This window comes from Flavobacterium aquaticum (assembly GCF_003259835.1).
In the GTDB taxonomy this organism is placed as follows: domain Bacteria; phylum Bacteroidota; class Bacteroidia; order Flavobacteriales; family Flavobacteriaceae; genus Flavobacterium; species Flavobacterium aquaticum.
In genome coordinates this window covers 110,518-134,625 of sequence record NZ_QLMI01000005.1, presented here as the reverse complement: position 1 = coordinate 134,625, position 24,108 = coordinate 110,518, and the positions used below count along the sequence as shown (strand labels likewise).

The following is a 24,108-nucleotide window of genomic DNA, read 5'->3' as shown; positions in this document are numbered from 1 at the left end:
GGTTTCAAGTTGATTTTTACTCATTTAACCTAATTTCTTCTAAATTCTGAACTTCTTCTTCTGTAAATAATCTATAATTTACTTTGAATGTTTTTCCGTAAGGGGTTTCTAATGAAAAACCACCTGCGCCTATTCCATCGGTTACATCTAAAGTAAAATGAGCGTGTTTCCAATATTCGAACAAATCTTTGTCCACCCAAAATTCAAATCCTTGAAGGGTTCCAATGCAAACATCGCCATAGCGCAAATAAAATCCGCCTTTTTCAAAACATTGTGGTTGCGTTCCTTCGCAACAACCGCCTGCTTGATAAAACATCAAATCGCCAAATTTATCCGAAAGGATTTTGATTAATTCTATAGCTTTTTCGGTAGCTTCTAATCGTTTTATTTTTTCCATATTTTGAAAGATTACACAAAGTTTCACAAAGTACAACACGAAGTTTTTTTACCATTTACGTTAAATTCTATGCGTACTATGTAAAGTGAAACGCCTAAAACTTAACCCAAAGCAAATCTATTGTGTCTATGTGTTTATAAAAAACAAACCCAGCATTACACTGGGTTCGTTTATCATCTACTAAAAGAAACCTAATTTGTTCTTGTTATAAGAAATCAACATGTTTTTAGTTTGACGGTAATGGTCTAACATCATTTTGTGATTTTCTCTACCAATTCCTGATTGTTTGTAACCTCCAAATGGCGCTCCAGCTGGATAAGCATGATATTGGTTTACCCAAACACGTCCTGCTTGAATAGCTCTTGGTACTTGATATAATTCATGTGCATCACGCGTCCAAACACCTGCTCCTAATCCGTACATGGTGTCGTTAGCAATTTCTAAAGCTTCTTCTGTAGTTTTAAAAGTCGTAACCGCTAAAACTGGTCCGAAAATCTCTTCTTGGAAAATACGCATTTTGTTGTGCCCTTTGAATAAAGTTGGTTGGATGTAATAACCGCCTTCTAAATCGCCACCTAGATGATTTACATCACCACCGCATAACAATTCAGCACCTTCTTCTTTACCTAAATTAATGTACGAAAGAATTTTGTCTTTTTGAATTTGTGAAGCTTGAGCTCCCATCATCACCGTTGGATCTAATGGATTACCCATTTTGATTGATTTTACTCTTTCCAATACTCTTTCGATAAATTTATCATAAATCGATTCGTGAATTAATAATCTTGATGGACAGGTACAAACTTCTCCTTGATTTAGGGCAAAAAGAGCAACTCCTTCTAGAGCTTTATCTAAAAACTCATCGTCAGCATCCATTACCGATGGGAAGAAAATATTTGGTGATTTTCCACCTAATTCTAACGTAACCGGAATAATGTTTTCTGTAGCATATTGCATTACCATTCTACCTGTCGCTGTCGAACCCGTAAATGCTGCTTTACAAACTTTTGGATTGGTTACCAAAGTTCTTCCTAATTCCGCTCCAAAACCATTGATAACATTGATAACTCCTGCTGGAACTAAATCTCCGATAATTTCCATCAAAACCATAATTGAAATTGGCGTGCTTTCTGCTGGTTTCAACACTACACAGTTTCCTGCGGCTAAAGCTGGAGCTAATTTCCAAACGGCCATTAAAATTGGGAAGTTCCAAGGAATAATTTGTGCTACAACTCCAATTGGCTCATGAACGATGATAGAAACCGTATCTTTATCTAATTCGGTAATTGAACCTTCTTCGGCACGAATTACACTTGCAAAATATCTAAAATGGTCAATTGCTAATGGAATATCGGCAGCCATAGTTTCACGAATGGCTTTACCGTTATCTAACGTTTCAACCGCAGCGATGTATTCTAAATTAGTTTCAATTCTATCAGCGATTTTGTTCAACATTATACTTCTTTCTGTAGCCGAAGTTTGACTGAATGTTTTGAAGGCTTCGTCAGCTGCATTTACAGCCATTTCAACATCCATTTTAGCCGAATGCGCTGCTTTTGCCATTAATTTTCCATCTACTGGAGAAAGTACTTCGAAATATTGCCCTGTTGAAGGCGCTGTCCATTTTCCGTTAATATAATTATCGTACTTTTCTTTTAGTTGTGGTCTTTGAATTAAATTACTCATAATTTTGATTTTTGGTTTGTTTCTCAAAATTAGATTCAATTCTTATCATAGAATAGCACAATTATTTCATTTAATAGCACAAAACTGATATTGTCTCAATTTTAACATCTAAAAATTACATTTCTATTAATTTTTTACTCAATTATTTATCGAATTAATAATATTTCCTTTCTAAACTTATCACCAAAAGGCTGTTCAAAATTTCTAAATTCTAATTTCTAAATTCTAATTTTATAAAGTATCTTTGCCGTTTAAAATTCGATACAAAATGCGTATATCTTACAATTGGTTAAAACAATTCATTAAAACCGATTTAAAATCTGAAGAAATTGCCGACATTCTTACCGACTTAGGTTTAGAAGTAGAAGGCGTTGACAAATACGAAAGTTTAAAAGGAGGTTTACAAGGCGTTGTGATTGGTCATGTACTTACATGTGAAAAACATCCTGATGCTGATAAACTAAAAATCACAACAGTTGATTTAGGTGATGGAAACGCGCCTGTTCAAATTGTATGTGGTGCTCCAAACGTGGCGGCTGGACAAAAAGTTCCTGTGGCGACTATTGGTACCAAGTTATTTGATAAAGAAGGAAACGCATTCGAAATTAAAAAAGGAAAAATCCGCGGACAAGAAAGTCACGGAATGATTTGCGCTGAAGACGAATTAGGTCTTGGCGAAAGTCATGACGGAATTATGATTTTGAACGAAGATTTAAAACCTGGAACTCCAGCTTCAAAAGTATTCGAAATAGAAACCGATGAAGTTTTCGAAATTGGATTAACGCCAAACCGTGCTGATGCTATGTCACATATGGGTGTGGCTCGCGATTTACGTGCTGGTATCCTTCAAAAAGGAACTACTTCTGAATTAATTACGCCATCGGTAAGTAAATTTAAAGTAGAAAAACGTACGTTAAAAATCGATGTAAAAGTTGAAAACGACAAATTAGCATCAAGATATTGTGGGGTTACGATTTCTGGAGTTACAGTGAAACCATCTCCAAATTGGTTACAAAACCGTTTGAAAGCAATTGGTTTAACTCCAAAAAATAATATTGTTGACGTTACGAATTACGTTTTACATGAATTAGGTCAACCGTTACACGCTTTTGATGCGGCTCAAATTAAAGGAAATAAAGTAGTAGTAAAAACGGTTCCGGCTGGAACTAAATTTGTTACTTTAGATGATATCGAACGTACACTTCACGAAGAAGATTTAATGATTTGTGACGAAAGTGGTCCAATGTGTATTGCAGGTGTTTTCGGAGGAAAAACTTCAGGAGTATCTGAAAAAACTCAGGCTATTTTCTTAGAAAGTGCTTATTTCAATCCCGTTTCAGTTAGAAAAACTGCGAAAAGACATACGTTAAGTACTGATGCTTCTTTCCGTTTTGAAAGAGGAATCGATCCAAGTATTACAGAATACGCTTTAAAACGTGCTGCTTTATTGATTCAAGAAGTAGCGGGTGGAGAAATTACTTCGGACATCGTAGATATTTATCCTAAAAAGATTGAGGATTTCAGTGTATTTATTCATTTTAACAAAGTGAATAAAATCATTGGTGAAGAAATTAAACCAGAAACGATTAAGAAAATTTTAGCTTCATTAGATATCAAAGTTAACAGTATCACCGAAGCAGGTTTAGGATTAACCATTCCTTCTTACCGTGTAGATGTTACTCGCGAAATAGATGTTATTGAAGAAATTTTACGTGTTTACGGATATAACAATATCAAAATCCCTTCAAAAGTAAATGCAACAACAGCTTATTCATCAAGAACGGAAGAATATAAAGTACAAAATATCATTGCCAACCAATTGTGTTCGTTAGGTTTCAACGAAATGATGGCGAATTCACTAACTACGCCAGATTACGTGAAACTTTCGGAAAACTTGAAAGAAGAATTCAATGTAATGATGTTAAATCCGTTGAGTAGCGATTTATCAGCGATGCGTCAATCGTTATTGTTTTCTGGATTAGAAGCGGTTTCTTTCAACATCAACAGAAAAAGAAGCGATTTAAAATTCTTCGAATTTGGAAAAAGTTATCACAAAACGGCTAATGGTCACGATGAAAACAAACACTTAACGTTATTAGTAACTGGAAATAGACAAAACGAAAGTTGGACAAACGCACAAACGAAATCTGATTTCTTCTTGTTTAAAGGGTATATCAACACGATTTTAAGTCGTTTAGGATTAGATAAAAAAGTGACTTCATTACCATTTGAAAATGATATTTTCGCAGAAGGTTTAGCTTTAGCAGTTGGAAAAGAAGTAATTGTAGAATTTGGAACAGTTAAAAAATCAGTTTTAAAACATTTCGATATCAAACAAGAAGTGTTATTCGCTGATTTTGCTTGGGATAAAATTCAAAAATACGTTTCTACGAAAATTAAATTTACCGATATTCCAAAATATCCTGAAGTTCGTAGAGATTTAGCGTTATTATTAGACGAAAACGTCCCATTCGAACAAATCTATAACATCGCCAAACAAACTGAAAAAGGCTTGTTAAAAGACGTAAATTTATTCGATGTTTACACAGGAAACAACTTACCTGAAGGTAAAAAATCATACGCTGTAAGTTTCATTTTACAAGACGATTCAAAAACCTTAACCGACACTCAAATTGATAAAATTATGAGTAAGTTACAAGGTAATTTTGAAAGTCAGTTAGGAGCAAGCTTGCGTTAGTATTCAGTTTACAGTCACAGTTTACAGTATAAAAAACTCCCGATTCATTTGAATCGGGAGTTTTTGTTTTTATATTATTATCTAAAAACTATTCCTTCACAAATTTCACATTAGCACTACCCTTTTGGGTATTTATTTTTACGAAATACGTTCCTGAAGCTAGGTTAGAAACGTCTATTGTATTTAAAGTATTTGTACTTGCCATAACAATTTGCCCTAATTGATTATAAATTTCAATAGAATTGATTTTTAAACCTTGTTTAGCTTGAATATTCAAAACATCTTTTGCTGGATTTGGATATAAAGTAAAATAAGTTCCAAAATCAAAATCTTGCGTGCTTAAAGCAGCAACAGTTGTTGTGTACGTATTCGTTGTTATCGGGAAATTGTAATCAAAGTAAATGTTAGCATTATTAGTGAAAGTATTTCCAACAACTAACGTAGGTTTCGTTTTAATTTTAAACACCACATAACCATCATTAGTGGCATCATTAAAATCTAAATTGATGTTTTCAAAAATGAATTCCACTTTGTTTCCATTAATTCTCGTATAAAAATCGTGACTACTTTTTAATGGAACTAACGTTGTAATATCAAACTTAGCCAAATCAATCATATCTTTCACCACAATATTTTCTGCAGGGAAAGTTCCTGTGTTTTCAAAACGAATTACATAATGAACGTAGTTACCCACTTCGCTAGGTGTAATAGTTGTACCTTCTAAACACGTTTTATCGTTTGGATCGTATGAACCAACTACAATTTGCTTTATAGCAAAAATATTATCGTATTGTATTTCATCATTGGTAAAAGGAGTAATTTCAGCTAAAAAATTTATTTGATCTCCATTGTTAACTGCCGGTATTTCCATTGGAGAATTTACGTTTAATACTAATGCAATTTCTCTGGTTTCAAAAGGTTGTAAATTAGTATAATTCCAGGTTAAATTATTTACAGCTGTACTATTAAAAACCGGATTAGAAGAAACAAAATCTAATTTAGCATCATCAAATGTTAAAGATATACTACCATTCTCAACTTGATTTCCTTTGTTACGATAAATCAGTTTATAATTAGCATCAAAACCTGGACGAGCTGGAACTGTTGGAATCAACACTACTTCAACGTCATGATGAACTCCATTTGCTGTTACACAAAAATCTTGCGTAAACGGACTTGTTTGTGTTGGAAAATCAACAGTAAAACTAGTTGGGAAAATATTAAAATAGCTAGGGTTTTCAAGGTTTGGAGTTATAGTATGATTTCCTGCGGAAACTGGTATATTATAATTTCCTGTTTGGTTTACAATTAAAGAACCAGCATTAGTTCCATCAGTAATTGAAAAATTTAAATTGGAATAATTGATATCCGAAGCATCGCAACCATTGTTGTTTGAATCTAATTTGGTATTTCCTGAAATTTCATAGAATGTTCCTCCTGGTGTGAAAGAGCAGTAATCGTTTACGTTGCAATCAGGAATAAATGAATATAAACATTGTTGTTGCACATAATCAATTTCTTCAGCATCTGCACAAATAAAATTTAAGTTTGGGTTACTAAAAAAATCTAAAGTACACGAACTTTCATTTCCATTTTTTAAAAATAAACTTAGTAATTGATTTGAACTACATTTTAAATATTCTAACTTTGACAAGTTTTCAATATTTAAAGTTGTAATAAAATTTGAATCACAATCCAATTCTTTAAGTTTTGTTAATTCATCAACATTTAATGATGTTAATTGATTTGAATTGCATCTAAAATATTCTAAATTTAACAATCCTTGAACAGAAATAGAATTAATTTGATTATAACTACATATTATAGAGTTCAAATTGGTTAAATCATGAGCACTAAAATTCGTTAGTAAATTATTTTGAATAAAAAGGATTTCCAAACTTTCTAAATCTTCTATATTAATCTGTGCTAATTGGTTATTATTTGCGTTTAATAATCGTAGATTTAGTAATCCTTGAAGATTTAAGTTTGAAATTTGATTATCAGAACACCATACAGATTTTAGATTAGTTAAAGATTGTAAATTTAATGAAGTTAATTGATTGTTAGAACAATTAAACTGTACTAAATTAGTCAAATTTTGAATGTTTATTGAAGTTAATTGATTACTTAAACAAGATAAATGTTCCAAATTAATAAATGCTTCTATTCCTGAAATATTTGAAATATTTGAATTTGAAACATCTAGCCATTTTATAGCCTGAGCCTCACTCACTTGTATCTCACCATCATTATTTGAATCAATAACATTGTAACTATAAACACCCCAAGTACCATTCATCGAATTGTAAACTAATGAACTTGTTGACGCAATCTGATTACTCGGGCTCGCACTCAACAACTTCGCTTTAAAATTAGCATCAGGTATATTCACAATCTGTGCATTAGCTAAAAAACCAATTATCAAAAATAACAAAAAGTAAAGTTTTTTCATTTGTAAGAAATTAAAGAAGTAAAAGTAAGATAAATCACTAAATATCAAAGCATAATCTAAAAATATTTTAAGAAGGAAAATTCCTCAAATTTCACTATTTTTACCCCATGATAAAAGTCGTTTTAATCGGTTCAGGAAATGTGGCACAACACTTAATTCAGGTGTTGTTGCAGGCTAAAGAAGTGGATTTGGTACAAGCGTTTGCTCGTAACCCAAGTCATTTATCGTATTTACTTCCTGCAACTAAAATCACAGCTGATTATCAAAAAATTACAGAAGCAGATTTGTATATTATTTCAGTTTCGGATAATGCTATTACGGAAGTTTCTGCGCAATTACCATTTGAAAATCGTTTGGTAGTGCATACTTCGGGTTCCTCAGATATTTCTGTTTTGAATGACAAGAACAGAAAAGGCGTTTTTTATCCATTACAAACGTTTACTAAAGGAAAAGAAATCGACTTCGCTCCTATTCCCATTTGTTTAGAAGCTGAAAAGGAATCAGATTACCAAATTTTAGAAAAATTAGGCAATTGCATTTCACAAAAAGTTGTTCATATTTCTTCCGAACAACGAAAAAGCTTACACGTAGCTGCTGTTTTTGTTTGTAATTTTGTGAATCATTTGTACCAAATTGGAAATGAAATTTGCAAAGAAAACAACGTTCCGTTTGAAGTATTACATCCGTTAATTCAGGAAACGGCTCACAAGATCATGGAACTTTCTCCAAAAGAAGCACAAACGGGACCAGCCTTACGAAACGATACCAAAACCATTGAAAAACACTTGGATTTCTTAGAAAATCCTGAATATAAAAACCTATATCAATTACTTACACAATCGATTCAACATGTCAAAAAGTTATAAAGAACTCATGAACGAAATCACCACTTTCATTTTCGACGTAGATGGAGTGTTAACTGACGGAACTATTCACGTAACCCCAACAGGCGAAATGCTTCGTAATATGAATATTAGAGATGGTTATGCTATGAAAGCCGCTGTTGAAAATGGCTACACTGTTTGTATCATATCAGGCGGAAGCAACGAAGGTGTTCGTGTTCGTTTGAGAAATTTAGGAATTACAGATATCCATTTAGGCGTTCCAAACAAAGTAGAAACCTTCAAAGAATTCACAGACATTTACAATATCCAACCTGAAAATGTGTTATATATGGGTGATGACATTCCAGATTATCACGTAATGCAATTAGTAGGTTTACCAACGTGTCCACAAAACGCAGTTCCAGAAATCAAAGGAATATCCAAATACATTTCGCACGTAGAAGGCGGAAAAGGAGCCGTTCGTGATGTCATCGAACAAGTGATGAAAGTACAAGGCAAATGGATGGAACATTTTGATGCCAAATTTGATTAAGTGATGGAAGTTGGATGCTGGAAGATGGAAGTTTTTCTTAAAAAAGTGAAACGTCCGACGCTTCGGACTCAGTGTATCTCTTTCAACACAATAAATCCCGAAGCATCGGGACAAAAAACTCGGTGAATCTCTGTGTAAAAAACTTGAAACCTGAAACTTGAAACAAAAAAACAAACATGAAATACTTAAAACTAATTCGATTCCAAAATTTACTAATGCTAGCCTTTATGCAATTGGTATTTCGTTATTTATTTTTAGCACAATCGTATGTAGATTTAGCTTTAACCGATTTTAATTACATTTTGTTAGTCATTGCAACGGTTTGTATTGCCGCAGGAGGTTATGTCATAAATAATATTATGGATCAAGATACCGACGAAATTGCAAAACCTCAAAATCGTGTGGTTGGTGTTTCTATTTCGGAAACAATGGCTTATAATTGGTACATTGGGTTAACCATTGTTGGTGTTGGAATTGGATTTTATTTATCAAATGTTATTTACAAAGCTACATTTGCTTCGATGTTTATCTTAGTAGCTACATTGCTTTATATGTATGCTACGAGTTTTAAACAAATTCCAGTTCTTGGAAATGTTGTAGTGGCATTGATGCTTTCTACAAGCATTATTATCATTGGATTATTTGATATTTTACCAGCAATTGATATGGATAATCGTTTCCGAATGAAAGAAGCTTTCGATATTTTAATGCATTATGCCATTTTTGCTTTTATCATTAATTTAATTCGAGAAATCGTTAAGGACATGGAAGATATGGATGGCGATTATCAATCAGGAATTAATACTTTACCTATAGCTATAGGAATTCAAAAAACAAAAATAATTGTTGGAGTTTTAACTGTAATTTCAATTGGAATTTTGGCCTATTATGTAAATTCTAATTTATTCGAATTGGATTACGTAGTGTATTATGCGATGATTTTAATTGTTGGACCACTAATTTATTTCGGAGTGAAATTACTAAATGCTACAACTAAAAAAGAATTCCATCACTTGAGTTTGGTTTTGAAAATCATATTATTTTTCGGAATTTTATCAGTTGCGGTAATTGTTTTCAATTTAAAATTAGCCAATGCTTAAAGAAAAACTAAATAAAATCAATATTATTTTAGCTTCAGGATCGCCGAGAAGACAGCAGTTTTTTAAGGAAATGGATTTGCATTATACCATTCGCCTAAAAGAAATTGAAGAAATTTATCCCGAACATTTACAAGCGGAAGAAATCACGAATTTCTTAGCCGAATTAAAAGCAAGTGCTTTCGAAAATGAATTGAAAGAAAACGATGTTTTAGTTACGAGTGACACTATTGTTTGGCTGAATGAAAAAGCATTAGGCAAACCAAAAGATTATGAAGATGCGTTTAAAATGCTGCAGCAATTAGCCAACCAAACGCATGAAGTAATCACATCGGTTTGCTTGAAATCGATTGATAAAACTGATGTTTTTCATTGTACAACTAAGGTTACTTTTGCCAATTTATCTGATGAAGCAATCAAATATTATCTAGATAATTACCAACCTTTTGACAAAGCCGGAAGCTATGGAATTCAAGATTGGATAGGTTTAATTGGAATTTCAAAAATTGAAGGTTCTTATACGAATGTAGTAGGTTTACCAACCGAAATGTTATTTCAAAAATTAATGAATTATGCTGAAACTAATTGATAATCCGTATTTACACGAAGAAATTGCAACATTAGTAGTTATTCTATTATATGTAATTCTACGAATTAGTATTGCTAAAGTTGTTAGACGTTTTGCTCGACTAAATGAAGTTTTAGAACATCGCACCAACCTGATTATCAAATACATAAATTTACTACTTGGCATTTTAGCTTTGATTTCTATAACAATCATTTGGGGAGTTAAGAAAGACCAAATTTTACTTTTCATCTCTTCGGTTTTTGCGGTGGTTGGTGTGGCTTCGTTTGCCCAATGGTCGATTCTAAGTAATATTACCGCTGGAATTATCATCTTTTTTTCTTATCCGTTTAAAATTGGTGATAAAATAAAAATTCACGACAAAGAATATCCAATTGAAGGCGAAATTGAAGATATTAAAGCATTTTACGTGGTATTAAAAACTAGTGATGGTGAATTAATTACGTATCCCAACAACCTTTTGATGCAAAAAGGAATTTCAGTAGTAAATAAACCTGTAGAAGAAAAAGAGTTTTTTGATTAAATCAATTGATAAAAATCTGTTAAAAAGGAAGTAATTAAAACTTCCTTTTTTTTATTTCCTTATTTTTGAAACAAAACCATTGCAATGAACAGAAGCTTTACTTCAATTTTTATATTTTTTATTTCAATAATAGCATTCGCTCAAGCGCCACAAAAACTGAATTCAGTTGAAATTTATGAACAAGTTCAAAAACTAAATTTCCTAGGAAAAGTACTATATGTTGCTGCACATCCCGATGATGAAAACACGAAACTTATCACCTATTTTTCAAATCATTATCACGCACAAACGGCTTATTTATCGTTAACTCGTGGTGATGGCGGACAAAATTTAATTGGAACCGAACTACGAGAAAAATTAGGAGCAATAAGAACTCAAGAATTATTAGCAGCCAGAAGAATCGACGGTGGAGAACAGTTTTTTACCCGTGCAAACGACTTCGGATTTTCAAAGGAACCGAACGAAACTTTCGCTATTTGGAACAAAAACGAAGTTATGGAAGATGTTATTCAAGTCATTGAAACTTTCCGTCCAGATATTATTGTAAATCGTTTTAGTCACAATACGCCGGGAACTACACACGGACATCACACGGCTTCGGCTATGTTGAGTTTAGAAGCGTATGATTTAGTAAAACACCAACCAAAACGCATTTTTTTCAACACGTCTTGGTGGTTTTACGGAAGTCAAGAAGCGTTTGATGCTGCCGATAAATCAAAATTATTGGCTATTAATTCCAATGTATTTTATCCGTTGAAAGGAAAAAGCAATAACGAAATTGCTGCTTTGAGCCGCAGTCAGCACAAATGTCAAGGCTTTGGAACGCTTGGAAGTCGTGGCGATGAAACCGAATATTTAGAATTGCTAAAAGGCAATTTACCAAGTAATACCAATCTTTTTGAAGGAATTGATACGTCTTGGAATCGAGTAAAAGGCGGTAATGAAATTGGAAAAATTCTGTACGAAATTGAAAAGAATTTCAACTTTGGAAATCCATCAGTTCATATTCCGAATTTAATTAAAGCGTATGATTTGATTCAGAATTTAGAAGATTCGCATTGGAAAGAAATTAAATCAAAACAAATTATTAAGATTATTGAAGCGTGTAGCGGTTTGTTTATGGAAGCCGTTGCCGATACTGAAACCACAACAAAAGATAGTAATTTCAACATCAATATTGAAGTCATTAACAGAAGTCAATCGAATGCAAAATTGATTTCTGTGAAAGCCTTACAACTTCCAATAGAAACAAAAAATGCTGTTTTAAAAAACAACGAGAAAACAAGTTTCCAACTTAAAAATGTGGTCATTGGCGAAAGTGTTGATTATTCCAATTTATTTTGGTTAAAAGAAAAACAAACTGAAGGAATGTATCGTGTTTCGGATAAATCAATTCGTATTCTTCCTGAAGTTTCATCTAATTTTCCAGTTGTTTTCACCATCGAAATTGAAGGAAAAACAATTGAATTCGTAAAAAATATTTGCTACAAATTCAATAATCCTGATGATGGAGAAACTTATGTTCCGTTTACAGTTTTACCTGATGTTACTACTAAAATTGAACCTGAAGTAATTATTTTCAATGGAACACAAGCAAAAGAAATTACAGTTTCTGTAAAAGCGCATAAAGCCAATGCAAAAGGTATTTTATCGTTGAATATTCCGAATGATTGGAAAGTAAATCCAAAAGAAATTCCGTTTGAAATTACCACCAAAAACGAAGAGAAAAAGTTCACATTTACACTTTATCCAACAAAAGCTGAAATTGCTACAAAGTTGAGTGCAAAAGCTCAAATAGGCAATCAAACATTCGATAATAAATTAATTACGATTCAATATCCACATATTCCAAAACAAACCATTTTAGTGCCTTCTGAATCTAAATTAGTAAAATTAGACATTGAAACTAAAGGCAAAAATATTGGATACATTATGGGCGCTGGCGATGAAGTAAACAAGAATTTAGAAAATCTCGGATTTAAAGTTTCTACGATTAATCCGAACGAAATTTCAACAGAAAAACTGCAACAATTTGATGCTGTAATCTTAGGAATTCGAGCTTTTAATGTAGTTGATGAATTAAAATACAAGAATAAAATTTTATTTCAATATGTAGAAAAAGGTGGTAATTTAATCATTCAATACAACACTACTAATAATTTGGTTACCAAAGAAATAGCACCGTACAATTTAGAATTATCAAGAGATAGAGTTACTGATGAAAATGCAAAAGTTTCTTTCTTAGCACCAAATCATAAAGTTCTTAATCAACCCAACAAAATCACTGAAAAAGATTTCACAGGTTGGGTACAAGAACAAGGTTTATATTATCCAAACAAATGGAGTCCAGAATTTATTCCTATTTTAGCTTCCAATGACGAAGGTGAATCTTCAAAAACAGGTGGTTTAGTAATTGCCAAATTTGGTAAAGGAAATTATATTTATACAGGTTTGAGTTTCTTTAGAGAATTACCAGAAGGCGTTAGTGGCGCTTATAGATTATTAGCAAATATGATTGCTTTAGACAAATAAAATAGAGATGGATAAACAAAAACACAAATGGAAAAAAAGTTATAGCATCGTATTGATACTAAATGCTATATACATTTTAATTTTCTATTTACTAATGGAAATATACAACTAATATGGAAATTTTAGATTGGATTGTATTATCCACTACCCTATTTTTTATCGTGATTTATGGTGCTTTGAAAACCAAAGGAAGCGCCAATGTAAAAGACTATTTGTTAGATAACAACGAAACACCTTGGTTTACGGTTGGTGTTTCAGTCATGGCTACGCAAGCAAGTGCGATTACTTTTTTGTCTACGCCTGGACAAGCCTATCATGACGGAATGGGGTTTGTGCAGTTCTATTTTGGTCTTCCATTAGCGATGATTGTAATTGCATATACTTTTATTCCAATTTACCATCGATTAAAAGTATATACAGCTTACGAATATTTAGAACAACGTTTTAATGTTCAAACCCGAACTTTAGCCGCTATCTTATTCTTGATTCAAAGAGGATTAGGAACTGGAATTACAATTTATGCTCCTTCTATCATTTTATCAGCACTTTTGGGTTGGAATTTGAATATGCTGAATATCATCATTGGAATTTTAGTAATTGTTTACACCGTAACTGGCGGAACAAAAGCCGTGAACGTTACCCAAAAACAACAAATGTTCGTGATTATGTCGGGAATGTTTATCATTTTCTTTTACATTTTAGCGAATTTGCCTCAAGAAGTTGATTTTTCAAATGTATTACATATTGCTGGAGCTAATGGCAAAATGGATATTTTAGATTTCTCTTACAACCCTGAAACACGTTACACGTTTTGGAGTGGAATCACAGGAGGATTCTTCCTAATGCTTTCCTATTTTGGAACTGATCAATCTCAAGTTGGACGCTATCTATCAGGAAAATCAATTAAAGAAAGCCAAATGGGATTAATAATGAATGGATTGTTGAAAGTTCCAATGCAATTTTTTATTCTTTTAACTGGAGTTTTAGTGTTTGTTTTCTTTCAATTTAATGATGCTCCATTGCATTTTAACCCAACGAATGTTGAAAAAGTAAAAGCTTCGGAATACAAAGTCGATTATGAAAATTTGGAACAAAAACTATCCCAAATCAACACGGATAAAAAGATTGTAAATCAAATTTATATTGAACAATTAAAGCACAACGAATTTGATAATCCAATCTTGAAAAAACAAATGGTCACACTTTCCTTAAAAGAAAAAGATTTACGAGAAGACGCAAAAGATGTGATTAAAAAAGCTGATGGAAAAACCGAAACCAATGATAAGGATTATGTTTTCTTATATTTCATTTTAAATTACTTACCTAAAGGCCTTTTAGGATTATTGTTAGCCGTAATTTTCAGCGCAGCTATGTCATCTAGCGCATCTGGATTAAACTCTCTTGGTGCTACATCTGCTATTGATATTTACAAAAGAAATGTTAGCAATAAATCAGACAAACATTATGTGTTAGCTACTCAATACTTCACGGTATTTTGGGGAATTGTAGCGATTGGATTTGCTTGTATAAGTTCTTTATTTGAAAATTTAATCCAGCTAGTTAACATCATCGGTTCGATTTTCTACGGAACTGTTTTAGGTATTTTCTTAATTGGATTTTATATCAAATATATCAAAGGAAAAGCTGCTTTTATTGGGGCTTGCATTAGTCAACTAACTATTTTTTACATCTTTTACTTAGATGTAGTTAGTTATTTATGGCTGAATTTTATTGGAGCGTTACTAACAATTAGTATGTCTTATTTTCTTCAAAAAGTATTCAGTAAATCAGAAAAACAAAAAGAGTGATAAAGTATAAAACTCCATCACTCTTCTACCCTATTAACTAAAATATTTAATGACAATTGGCTTCGGGTTGCACAAATAAACTCATATTACTTGGTGATAAATATGGAATATCTAACCCTAAACCTCTTATTATAAATAACATTCCAATAATTACCGCTACTAACGGTATTGCTTTTTGAATCGTTCCTCTGAATGAAAATGAAATCAATCCAGAAGCGTAAACAACTGCTACCATCATAGGAATTGTTCCGATTCCAAAAAGTATCATATACCCAATTCCTAAAGAAACATTCTGCATTGCGATAGCTCCAAACAGTGCTACATAGACCATTCCGCATGGTAAAAAACCATTCAATAATCCAATAGTAAATAACGATTTATAGCTTTTATTTTTAAACTGTTGCCCTAAACTTGATTTTACTTTTGTAATGATTCTATAAATTGGTTTTGAAAAATTGTATTTGGCAAATACTCGTTCCGGAATTACTGCTACTAAAATCATCAAAATCCCAACGATTATAGATAGTTGTTGTTGCATTCCGGCTAAATAAAAACTTCTTCCTAAAAGTCCGAATATTAAACCTAATGTTCCGTAAGCCGTTAATTTCCCAATATGATACGTTATAATTTGTGCGATTTTTTTGACTTCATTACTTCTATCTACGGGTAACATCATAGCAATTGGACCGCACATTCCTATGCAGTGAAAACTACTGATTAAACCAAATATAAAAGCTGAATATAACATCAATTACAAATTCAAGAATAAGTTCAAGTTCAAATTGTGAAACAAAAATTTAAAAAAATTACTCTGTGAAACTCAACTCAACATAAAGTTAAAAATTTATCTCTGTGAATCTCTGTGTAAATAAGAATTATTCCATTCTAAACGAATCTTTGTTCAAATATTTCACACCATCATATTCCCAATCGATAGAAATGTCCCAAAGACCGTCAGCCAAATTACTTTTAGGTATGAGCAAATGTGGACTAGATAGTGAAATCGGAATTTCAAAATCTAATTTCTGACTAGACGGTCTATATAAGGACACTTTTCCATTAATTTTTGAATAATCGAAATCGGCTGGGAATTGAATTTTAACTCCGTCTGCTGTTTTTTCGATTGTTACTTTATTTGTTAACGCATTCGCATTTTCTTGTTTTTCAATATCACCTTGAACTAATGCTTCTTTTTTGTAATAATCTTCAACAACTAGTTCGTGATCGTATTTATCATTAGATTGTACTTTGTACACATACGACAAAATAAATGTCATAAAAAGTGCAAAAGCAATAACGATTCCGGTTCCCCAATTAAATTTCATAGCTGTATTTTTTTTAATTAAAGTTTCTTGGTCCTTGGAAATTAGTTGAAGTTTCTTCTATCAACTTATCACCATTATATAATTCTAATTTTAAATGTACCTTTTCTTCTTTTAGCAAACTTTCAGGAATATCAATGTATAATGTTCCACTTACTAAACCTTGTTTTGGTACTTTAATTACTGGACTTCCTACTAATTTTATTTCTCCTTTGTAATTGACTATTTTAACCGTCACATTATCAAATTCTTGTTCTGTTTTATTAACGATTTTATACGTGTAGAAATTTCGAATGTTTTCTCTATTGTGTTGGAACAATTGCCCCGACATTGGTAAGAAATTAGCTTCTACATCATTTCGTAAAAACAACATTCCTATTAAAACGCCGACTAACAATGTTAAAACAGCGATGTAACCTTTCATTCGAAGTGTTAATTTGAACTTCTCTTTATTGACAATTTCATCTTCACTTGCATAACGGATTAATCCTTTTGGTAATCCTACTTTTTCCATAATCACATCACATTCATCAATACAAGCAGTACAATTGATACATTCTAACTGAGTACCATTACGAATGTCAATTCCGGTTGGACAAACTACCACACATTGGTTACAATCGATACAATCTCCGTGACCTAATGCGGCTCTATCTTCACCATTTCTCCATTTTTTTCTTCCGTTTGTTCCTTCTCCTCTTACATGGTCATAAGTTACATTAATGGATTTGTTATCCAATAAAACACCTTGCATTCTTCCGTAAGGACAAGCAATAATACAAACTTGTTCTCTAAACCACGCGAATACAAAATAGAATACTCCTGTAAAAATTAATAAGGCAATTAACGTACTTAAATTACTTGTTGGTCCTTCGGTAATCATTTTGATAAGTTCATCGCTGCTAATTAAATACGCTAGAAAAACATTGGCAATGAAGAATGAAAAAATAAAAAAGATAGTCCCTTTTGTAACTCTTTTTCTTATTTTTTCAGCATCCCATTTTTGTTTTGCTAATCGCATTTGAGCTCCTCTGTCACCATCAATCCAATATTCGATACGTCTGAAAACCATTTCCATAAAAATAGTTTGCGGACAAAACCAACCACAAAATATACGTCCGAATGCTACTGTAAATAAAGTCAACCCTACTACTCCAACAATCATTGAAATAACAAATAAATGAAAGTCTTGAGGCCAAAATGCAAATCCGAAAATACTAAAACGTCTTTCCATTACATTAAACATCAAGAATTGATTTCCTCCAATTTTAATAAATGGTGAAGCAATTAAGAATACCAAAAGAAAATAACTCAATAATTTTCTTTTATCATAAAAAGGTCCAGAAGGCTTTTTAGGATAGATAAAATTTCTTTTTCCTTCTGCATTAATAGTTGCAATGGTATCTCTAAAACTTTCGTCTGGTAAATTTGACATAATTATGCAATTTTTAGTTTAAAAAAGGTTTTGAGAATTTCCCAAAACCTTTTTCATAATTTTATTTTTCTGCAGGAGCTTCTACCTTAGTAGAGTCTACTACTGCTTCAGCTGCTGGAGCTGCAGTTTCTGTCCATATTTCTCCTTCAGCGGCTTTTGCTCCTGGAGGATTAGAACCTTCTAATGTTAAAATATAACTTGCTACACTTTGAATATCTTTAGAAGATAAATTTGCTTTCCAAGCTACCATTGAAGGGTTATTTTTACTTCCTTCAGAAATTAACTTGAAGACATTTTTAATTCCTCCACCGTTAATCCAGTTTTTATCCGTTAAATTAGGTCCAACTAAACCTCCACCATCAGCTTTATGACATGCAGCACAAGCGTTATTGAAAATTTCTTTTCCTTTTGCTAAACTTGCAGCATCTGTAACTGCAACAACGGTTTCGTAACTTACTTCATCAGCTGGATCTTTTGGCATTTTAGATTTTTCTAATTCTGCTAATGCTACTTCGTTTTTAAACTCTTGTTCTTGATCGTACTCATTCATTACATGGAAACGAACCATATAAACTAAAGCAAAAATAATGGTTCCATAGAACAAATATACCCACCATGGTGGTAATACATTGTCTAACTCTTTGATACCATCGTAATCGTGCTCTAACATGATATCTTCTTCTCTCTCTATTTCTTTAGAGCGAGTTAATTTACTAACTATGTTTTGATACCATGAACTCTCTGTAAAAGAAACCGACTGAGCATCTGCTAATTGTTTCTTTTGTTCGTCTGTTAATAAATGGTATGTTACTTTATCAACGGCATCGATTACAATTTCGATTGCGATTAATAAGAAAAGGAATACTCCTAAAAATAAAGCTACCATAGGAAACTTTATAAATGCTGGCCTGTCTCCTGAATCGATAAAATATTCCAAAGCTGCAAATACTACTGCAAACAGTAATGGAACTCTTACGTATGATGGAATTAATTTTTTCATTTGTTGAAAATTTTGATGTTATGAGAATCTGAACAACCATGAAACTACCCAATATTTACAAACATCATGGTTGTTTCAGTTTCTCGCTAATTATAATTATAACTACTCGTCGTTTAAAGGCATTTCACTAATTTCTTTGATTTTTTCTTTGCTGTAAGTAAATGCCCAAATTGTGAACAATACAAACGCTGTAAAGAAAATAGTCAACGAAATGATTGGATAAATATCTACTCCTGTAATAGTTTCCAAATTATGTTTAATGAACTTTAGCATAACTTTTTATTTTTTAACTTGAGTATCTGTACCTAATCTTTGTAAATATGCAATCAACGCTACAATCTCTCTATCTTTCAATGGAGAAGCTGTTTGACCTCCAAATGATTTCTTAATTTCTGGATTTGCTAATAAATTGGTTTCAATTTTAGTAGCTTGTTCGTCCATATGTTTAAGAGCATTATTAATATCTGCATCAGAATAAGGAACTCCTAAAGTTACCATGGTTCTCATTTTGTCTTGAGTTGTTGATTTATCTAACTCATTTTTAATTAACCATTGGTATCTTGGCATAATTGATTTCTCATTTAAACCTTGAGGATCATACATGTGGTTAAAATGCCATACATCATCTCTACCTCCATTAAATGGTTTTCCTTTAACACCTTCGCGAGCTAAATCTGGACCTGTACGTTTAGAACCCCATAAGAATGGATGGTCGTAAACAAATTCACCAGCTTTCGAATAGTCACCATAACGCTCAACTTCTGAACGGAACGGACGAACCATTTGAGAGTGACATCCCACACAACCTTCACGGATGTATAAATCTCTACCTTCTAATTCAAGTGGTGTATATGGTTTAACTGACGATATAGTTGGAATATTAGATTTTACTAAAATCGTTGGTAAAATTTGAATTAAACCACCAATTAAAATCGCAACTGTAGTTAAAATCATGAATTGAACTGGTTTTCTTTCTAACCAAGAGTGTAATTTTTCACCTTTTAAACGGCTAGGAGAAATCACGGCTAAAGCTGGAGCTTCTGCTAACTCATTCTCAACTGGAGAACCTTGTCTTACTGTTCTAATAACATTGTAAACTAAAACAATTACCCCTACTAAATATAACGTTCCACCCACAGCACGCATCCAATACATTGGCATTAATTCGGTTACTGTTTCAAGGAAGTTACCATATTGTAATGCACCACCGTCTGGTTTAAATTGTTTCCACATAGAAGCTTGAGTAAATCCAGCAACATACATTGGAAGTGCATATAAAATAATACCTAATGTACCAATCCAGAAATGGAAATTCGCTAATTTTTCAGAGAATAATTTCGTTTTAGTCATTCTTGGGATTAACCAATAAATCATACCGAATGATAAGAAACCATTCCAAGCTAAAGCTCCAACGTGTACGTGAGCAATAATCCAGTCTGTAAAGTGTGCAATAGCGTTAACGTTTTTCAATGATAACATTGGACCTTCAAAAGTAGCCATACCGTAACCTGTGATTGCTACTACGAAGAATTTCAATACTGCATCTGTACGCACTTTATCCCAAACACCTCTTAAGGTTAATAATCCATTAATCATACCTCCCCAAGATGGAGCAATCAACATCACAGAGAAAACAACTCCTAAATTCTGAGCCCAGTCAGGTAAAGCAGTATATAATAAGTGGTGAGGTCCAGCCCAAATGTAAATGAAGATTAACGACCAAAAGTGGATAATTGATAATCTATAAGAATATACAGGACGATTTGCTACTTTAGGTACGAAGTAATACATCATTCCTAAAAATGGTGTAGTTAAGAAGAATGCTACCGCATTGTGTCCGTACCACCATTGTACTAAAGCATCTTGAACACCTGCATAAATTGAATATGATTTCATTCCTGATAACGAAACAGGTAGTTCTAAACTGTTAAAGATGTGAAGTACCGCAACTGTTACAAATGTTGCAATGTAAAACCAAATAGCTACATAAATATGACGTTCTCTTCTTTTAATAATGGTTCCAATCATATTGATACCAAAAACTACCCAAATAAGAGCAATTGCAATGTCGATTGGCCATTCTAATTCGGCATATTCTTTAGAAGTAGAATAACCTAATGGTAAAGTAATGGCTGCAGCAACTATAATTAACTGCCAACCCCAAAAATGAATTTTACTCAAAAGGTCGCTAAACATTCTTGCTTTTAATAAACGCTGCATTGAGTAATAAATACCTGCAAACATTGCGTTTCCAACGAAGGCAAAAATAACTGCATTGGTGTGTAAAGGTCTTAAGCGTCCAAAACTTAAAAACGATATGCCGCTGGTTAAGTTTGGAAACAAAAATAGGAAAGCTAAAATAAGCCCCACTAACATCCCTACTACACCAAAGACTATACTAGCGTAGAGGAAATTCCTTACAATTTTGTTGTCGTAATAAAATTGTTGCTTCTCCATAATTAGATTGATTTTTGTTTTTCTGTTTGTATTAATTTGTTAGGATTTTCTTTTTTCACTATTTCATCATCAAATAACATTCTGACCGATGGTGTATAGTCATCATCGTACTGTCCACTTTTAACTGCTTGTATAAAAGCACCTAAAAAGACAATCGCTACTACTATACTAATTGTGATTAATAAATAAATGACACTCATACCTTAAATTGTGTTAACAAAGTTACTTCCACTCGTTTTTATAAAACATGACTTTTATCATGTATTAAAATTTTCTTAAATTTAATCAATTTATTTCTTTCCAGCATACAAATTTGTAAGAATTGTTACAAAACTTACAATAGTTATTGTACTGAGCGGCATAATGATAGCTGCTACAATAGGATCTAAAGCCCCAGTTACGGCATAACTTAGTCCTACAACATTGTATAATAAAGAAAGTCCAAAACTCATATAAATCGTTTTCATGGCATTTTTAGAATAGCGCATAAAAAAGGCGATTTTATCGAATTGTGTTGCATCTAAAATTCCGTCACAAGCCGGTGAGAATACATTTACGTTTTCTGAAATGGATAATCCTAAATTACTTTGTGCTAATGCGCCAGCATCGTTTAACCCATCACCTACCATCATGACGTTTTTACCTTCTTTTTGCAATTGTTCAATGTATTGTAGTTTTTGCTCGGGTTTTTGATTGAAAACTAAAGTCGTTTTCGAAGGCAACATTTTCTCTAAAATTCTTCTTTCACCATCATTATCACCAGATAAAACAACCAAATTGTAATGTTTAGCTAAATCGGAAAACAATTCTTCTAATCCTTTTCTGTATTGATTATTGAACACGTAACTTCCTTTGTAAACACCATTGATTTCCACATGCACTTTGGTTTTCTTATGCGTGTTTTCGGTCATAGTTTTTAGGAATTGTGAAGAACCTAATTTTATGGTATTTCCTTCGATTTCAGCGAAAATTCCTTTTCCAATGATTTCTTCAAAACTTGTAGTTTCTATTTTTTCTTGATTTGGAATAAAATCGTACAATCTTCTACTTAATGGATGATTCGAACCACGTAAAACGTTTTTCAACAATCTTAATTCGGAAGCATTTAATTCCGTTCCTTCGTAAGTAATAGCTGTTTTTTTATTAGTTGTAATCGTTCCTGTTTTATCGAAAACAATCGTATCTACTTTAGCCAATTGTTCTACAACTAAAGCATTCTTCAAATATAATTTTCGCTTGCCTAGAATTCGCAACACGTTTCCTAATGTAAACGGAGCCGTTAATGCCAAAGCACACGGGCACGCCACAATCAAAATCGCAGTGAAAACATTAAAAGCGGTTTGAACATCTATGAAAATCCAATAAGTAAAGGAAACGACCGCTAAAGCCAATAAAGCTGGCGTAAAATAGCGACTAATTCTATCGGTAATGTTTTTGTGTTGTTGCTCTACTCTTTTTTGGAAGACATCATTACTCCATAATTGAGTTAAATAACTTTGGGAAACCGAAAATAGCACTTCCATTTCGATGACTTTTCCCATTTGTTTTCCGCCAGCGAAGACTTTATCACCTGATTTTTTCTCAATCGGAACCGCTTCACCTGTTACGAAACTGTAATCAATTGAAGCTTTTTCGGAAATTAAAATTCCATCTACAGGAATTAATTCTTGATTTCGAATTAACAATCTGTCTCCTTTTTGAATATCATATACTTGAACCGATTCTTCATCTCCATTTGGCAATACTTTCGTAATTGCAATTGGAAAATACGATTTATAATCGCGTTCAAATGAAAGGAAATCGTATGTTTTCTTCTGAAATAACTTTCCTAATAACATAAAGAAAATCAATCCTGCCATACTATCAAAGAAACCTTGTCCGTAATCGAAAACGATATCCACCGTACTTCTTACAAACATTACTACGATTCCTAAAGCGATTGGAATATCAATATTCAACAAACCTGATTTCATACTTTTCCAAGCGGAAACATAATAACCAGAAGCGGAATAAATAAATGTAGGAAGCGATAATCCGAAAATCAACCAACGGAAAAATCCGCGGTATTGATCAATCCAATATTCTTCTACTTCAAAATATTCGGGAAACGAAAGCAACATGATATTTCCAAAACAGAAAAACGCCACTCCTATCTTGTAGATTAAAGTTCGGTCGATTTTTTTCTTGCCTTCATCAAAATTTTCTAACGAAATATAAGGTTCGTAACCTATCGAACTCAATAAATAGACGATATCTTTTAAAGAAGTTTGTTCAGGATTGAACGTAACTCGGACTTTCTTTTCTCCAAAATTAACTTGCGATGCGTTTATTCCTGGTTGAAGTTTTTGTAGATTTTCCAGAATCCAAATACACGAACTACAGTGTATATGAGGAATGTAGAGTGAAACAATATGTGTTGTACGCTCTTGGAATTCCAATAATTTAGTAACAATTTCTTCATTGTCTAAAAAGTCATATTTGCCCTGAATGTCTTGTGGAGTGGCGCCGGGTGCTGCCTGAAAATCATAATAACACGTTAGGTCGTTTTGACTAAAGATTTCGTACACAGTTTTACAACCATTGCAACAAAACTTCTTTTCGTCATATACAATCTCGTCTTTTTTTATAATTTCATTACCACAATGGAAACAATTTTCTGCGTCCATAAATTTGCTCATTTTACCTGTAACAAAGGTCACACATAAATGTAGAACAAAATATGATATTTGTCATACAAT

General features: G+C 32.5%; 19 protein-coding genes. 8 read left to right on the top strand and 11 right to left on the bottom strand.

The window, feature by feature from the left end:
- Nucleotides 1–16 precede the first annotated feature (16 nt).
- Nucleotides 17–397 carry a DUF779 domain-containing protein gene (locus tag B0I03_RS09225; protein WP_111567151.1) on the bottom strand — a complete coding sequence of 127 codons (381 nt, stop codon included), beginning with the start codon at nucleotides 395–397 and terminating at the stop codon, nucleotides 17–19.
- Nucleotides 398–577: 180 nt separating this feature from the next.
- Nucleotides 578–2,083: an aldehyde dehydrogenase family protein gene (locus B0I03_RS09220; RefSeq protein WP_111567150.1), complete on the bottom strand. Its 1,506-nt coding sequence runs from the start codon at nucleotides 2,081–2,083 to the stop codon at nucleotides 578–580.
- A gap of 268 nt (nucleotides 2,084–2,351) precedes the next feature.
- On the opposite strand from B0I03_RS09220, the gene pheT reads away from it, so the two are divergent.
- Nucleotides 2,352–4,781 (top strand): phenylalanine--tRNA ligase subunit beta, encoded by a 2,430-nt coding sequence (gene pheT, locus B0I03_RS09215; protein ID WP_111567149.1) that lies wholly within the window; start codon nucleotides 2,352–2,354, stop codon nucleotides 4,779–4,781.
- An 88-nt stretch (nucleotides 4,782–4,869) separates the two neighbouring features.
- Here the strand turns inward: pheT and B0I03_RS09210 are convergent, their stop codons facing one another.
- On the bottom strand, nucleotides 4,870–7,233 hold the full coding sequence (locus tag B0I03_RS09210; protein ID WP_111567148.1) for a T9SS type A sorting domain-containing protein: 2,364 nt from the start codon (nucleotides 7,231–7,233) through the stop codon (nucleotides 4,870–4,872).
- Nucleotides 7,234–7,340: 107 nt separating this feature from the next.
- Between B0I03_RS09210 and B0I03_RS09205 the strand changes: the two genes are divergently transcribed.
- The 7 genes from B0I03_RS09205 to B0I03_RS09175 all read left to right on the top strand — a co-directional run bounded on the left by B0I03_RS09205 (nucleotide 7,341) and on the right by B0I03_RS09175 (nucleotide 15,156).
- Nucleotides 7,341–8,099 carry a Rossmann-like and DUF2520 domain-containing protein gene (locus tag B0I03_RS09205; RefSeq protein WP_111567147.1) on the top strand — a complete coding sequence of 253 codons (759 nt, stop codon included), beginning with the start codon at nucleotides 7,341–7,343 and terminating at the stop codon, nucleotides 8,097–8,099.
- Nucleotides 8,083–8,610 (top strand): KdsC family phosphatase, encoded by a 528-nt coding sequence (locus tag B0I03_RS09200; RefSeq protein ID WP_111567146.1) that lies wholly within the window; start codon nucleotides 8,083–8,085, stop codon nucleotides 8,608–8,610. Before B0I03_RS09205 ends, B0I03_RS09200 begins: the two co-directional genes overlap by 17 nt.
- Before the next feature lie 176 nt (nucleotides 8,611–8,786).
- The gene (locus B0I03_RS09195; RefSeq protein ID WP_111567145.1) at nucleotides 8,787–9,710 is read left to right on the top strand and encodes a geranylgeranylglycerol-phosphate geranylgeranyltransferase; all 924 of its coding nucleotides are present in this window, start codon (nucleotides 8,787–8,789) and stop codon (nucleotides 9,708–9,710) included.
- Nucleotides 9,703–10,296: a Maf-like protein gene (locus tag B0I03_RS09190; protein ID WP_111567144.1), complete on the top strand. Its 594-nt coding sequence runs from the start codon at nucleotides 9,703–9,705 to the stop codon at nucleotides 10,294–10,296. Before B0I03_RS09195 ends, B0I03_RS09190 begins: the two co-directional genes overlap by 8 nt.
- Nucleotides 10,280–10,816: a mechanosensitive ion channel domain-containing protein gene (locus tag B0I03_RS09185; RefSeq protein ID WP_111567143.1), complete on the top strand. Its 537-nt coding sequence runs from the start codon at nucleotides 10,280–10,282 to the stop codon at nucleotides 10,814–10,816. The genes B0I03_RS09190 and B0I03_RS09185 overlap by 17 nt, the downstream gene beginning before the upstream one ends.
- Before the next feature lie 84 nt (nucleotides 10,817–10,900).
- Nucleotides 10,901–13,348, top strand: coding sequence for a PIG-L family deacetylase (locus tag B0I03_RS09180; RefSeq protein ID WP_111567142.1), 2,448 nt, complete (start codon nucleotides 10,901–10,903; stop codon nucleotides 13,346–13,348).
- A 113-nt stretch (nucleotides 13,349–13,461) separates the two neighbouring features.
- Nucleotides 13,462–15,156, top strand: coding sequence for a sodium:solute symporter (locus B0I03_RS09175; protein WP_111567141.1), 1,695 nt, complete (start codon nucleotides 13,462–13,464; stop codon nucleotides 15,154–15,156).
- Between the two features lie 46 nt (nucleotides 15,157–15,202).
- Here the strand turns inward: B0I03_RS09175 and B0I03_RS09170 are convergent, their stop codons facing one another.
- The 8 genes from B0I03_RS09170 to B0I03_RS09135 all read right to left on the bottom strand — a co-directional run bounded on the left by B0I03_RS09170 (nucleotide 15,203) and on the right by B0I03_RS09135 (nucleotide 24,036).
- A complete protein-coding gene (locus tag B0I03_RS09170) occupies nucleotides 15,203–15,904 on the bottom strand; it encodes a sulfite exporter TauE/SafE family protein (protein ID WP_111567140.1) in 702 nt (233 codons plus the stop codon).
- A gap of 127 nt (nucleotides 15,905–16,031) precedes the next feature.
- Complete coding sequence (locus B0I03_RS09165; RefSeq protein WP_111567139.1) at nucleotides 16,032–16,481, bottom strand: FixH family protein; 450 nt, start codon at nucleotides 16,479–16,481, stop codon at nucleotides 16,032–16,034.
- Nucleotides 16,482–16,494: 13 nt separating this feature from the next.
- Nucleotides 16,495–17,913, bottom strand: coding sequence for a cytochrome c oxidase accessory protein CcoG (ccoG, locus tag B0I03_RS09160; protein WP_111567138.1), 1,419 nt, complete (start codon nucleotides 17,911–17,913; stop codon nucleotides 16,495–16,497).
- A 61-nt stretch (nucleotides 17,914–17,974) separates the two neighbouring features.
- Nucleotides 17,975–18,913: a cbb3-type cytochrome c oxidase N-terminal domain-containing protein gene (locus B0I03_RS09155; protein ID WP_111567137.1), complete on the bottom strand. Its 939-nt coding sequence runs from the start codon at nucleotides 18,911–18,913 to the stop codon at nucleotides 17,975–17,977.
- Between the two features lie 102 nt (nucleotides 18,914–19,015).
- Nucleotides 19,016–19,186 carry a CcoQ/FixQ family Cbb3-type cytochrome c oxidase assembly chaperone gene (locus B0I03_RS09150; RefSeq protein ID WP_111567136.1) on the bottom strand — a complete coding sequence of 57 codons (171 nt, stop codon included), beginning with the start codon at nucleotides 19,184–19,186 and terminating at the stop codon, nucleotides 19,016–19,018.
- A 6-nt stretch (nucleotides 19,187–19,192) separates the two neighbouring features.
- Complete coding sequence (gene ccoN / locus B0I03_RS09145) at nucleotides 19,193–21,370, bottom strand: cytochrome-c oxidase, cbb3-type subunit I (protein WP_111567135.1); 2,178 nt, start codon at nucleotides 21,368–21,370, stop codon at nucleotides 19,193–19,195.
- 2 nt (nucleotides 21,371–21,372) lie between these two features.
- A complete protein-coding gene (gene ccoS, locus B0I03_RS09140; RefSeq protein ID WP_111567134.1) occupies nucleotides 21,373–21,570 on the bottom strand; it encodes a cbb3-type cytochrome oxidase assembly protein CcoS in 198 nt (65 codons plus the stop codon).
- A 90-nt stretch (nucleotides 21,571–21,660) separates the two neighbouring features.
- Nucleotides 21,661–24,036, bottom strand: coding sequence for a heavy metal translocating P-type ATPase (locus tag B0I03_RS09135; RefSeq protein WP_111567133.1), 2,376 nt, complete (start codon nucleotides 24,034–24,036; stop codon nucleotides 21,661–21,663).
- Between the last annotated feature and the right edge of the window lie 72 nt (nucleotides 24,037–24,108).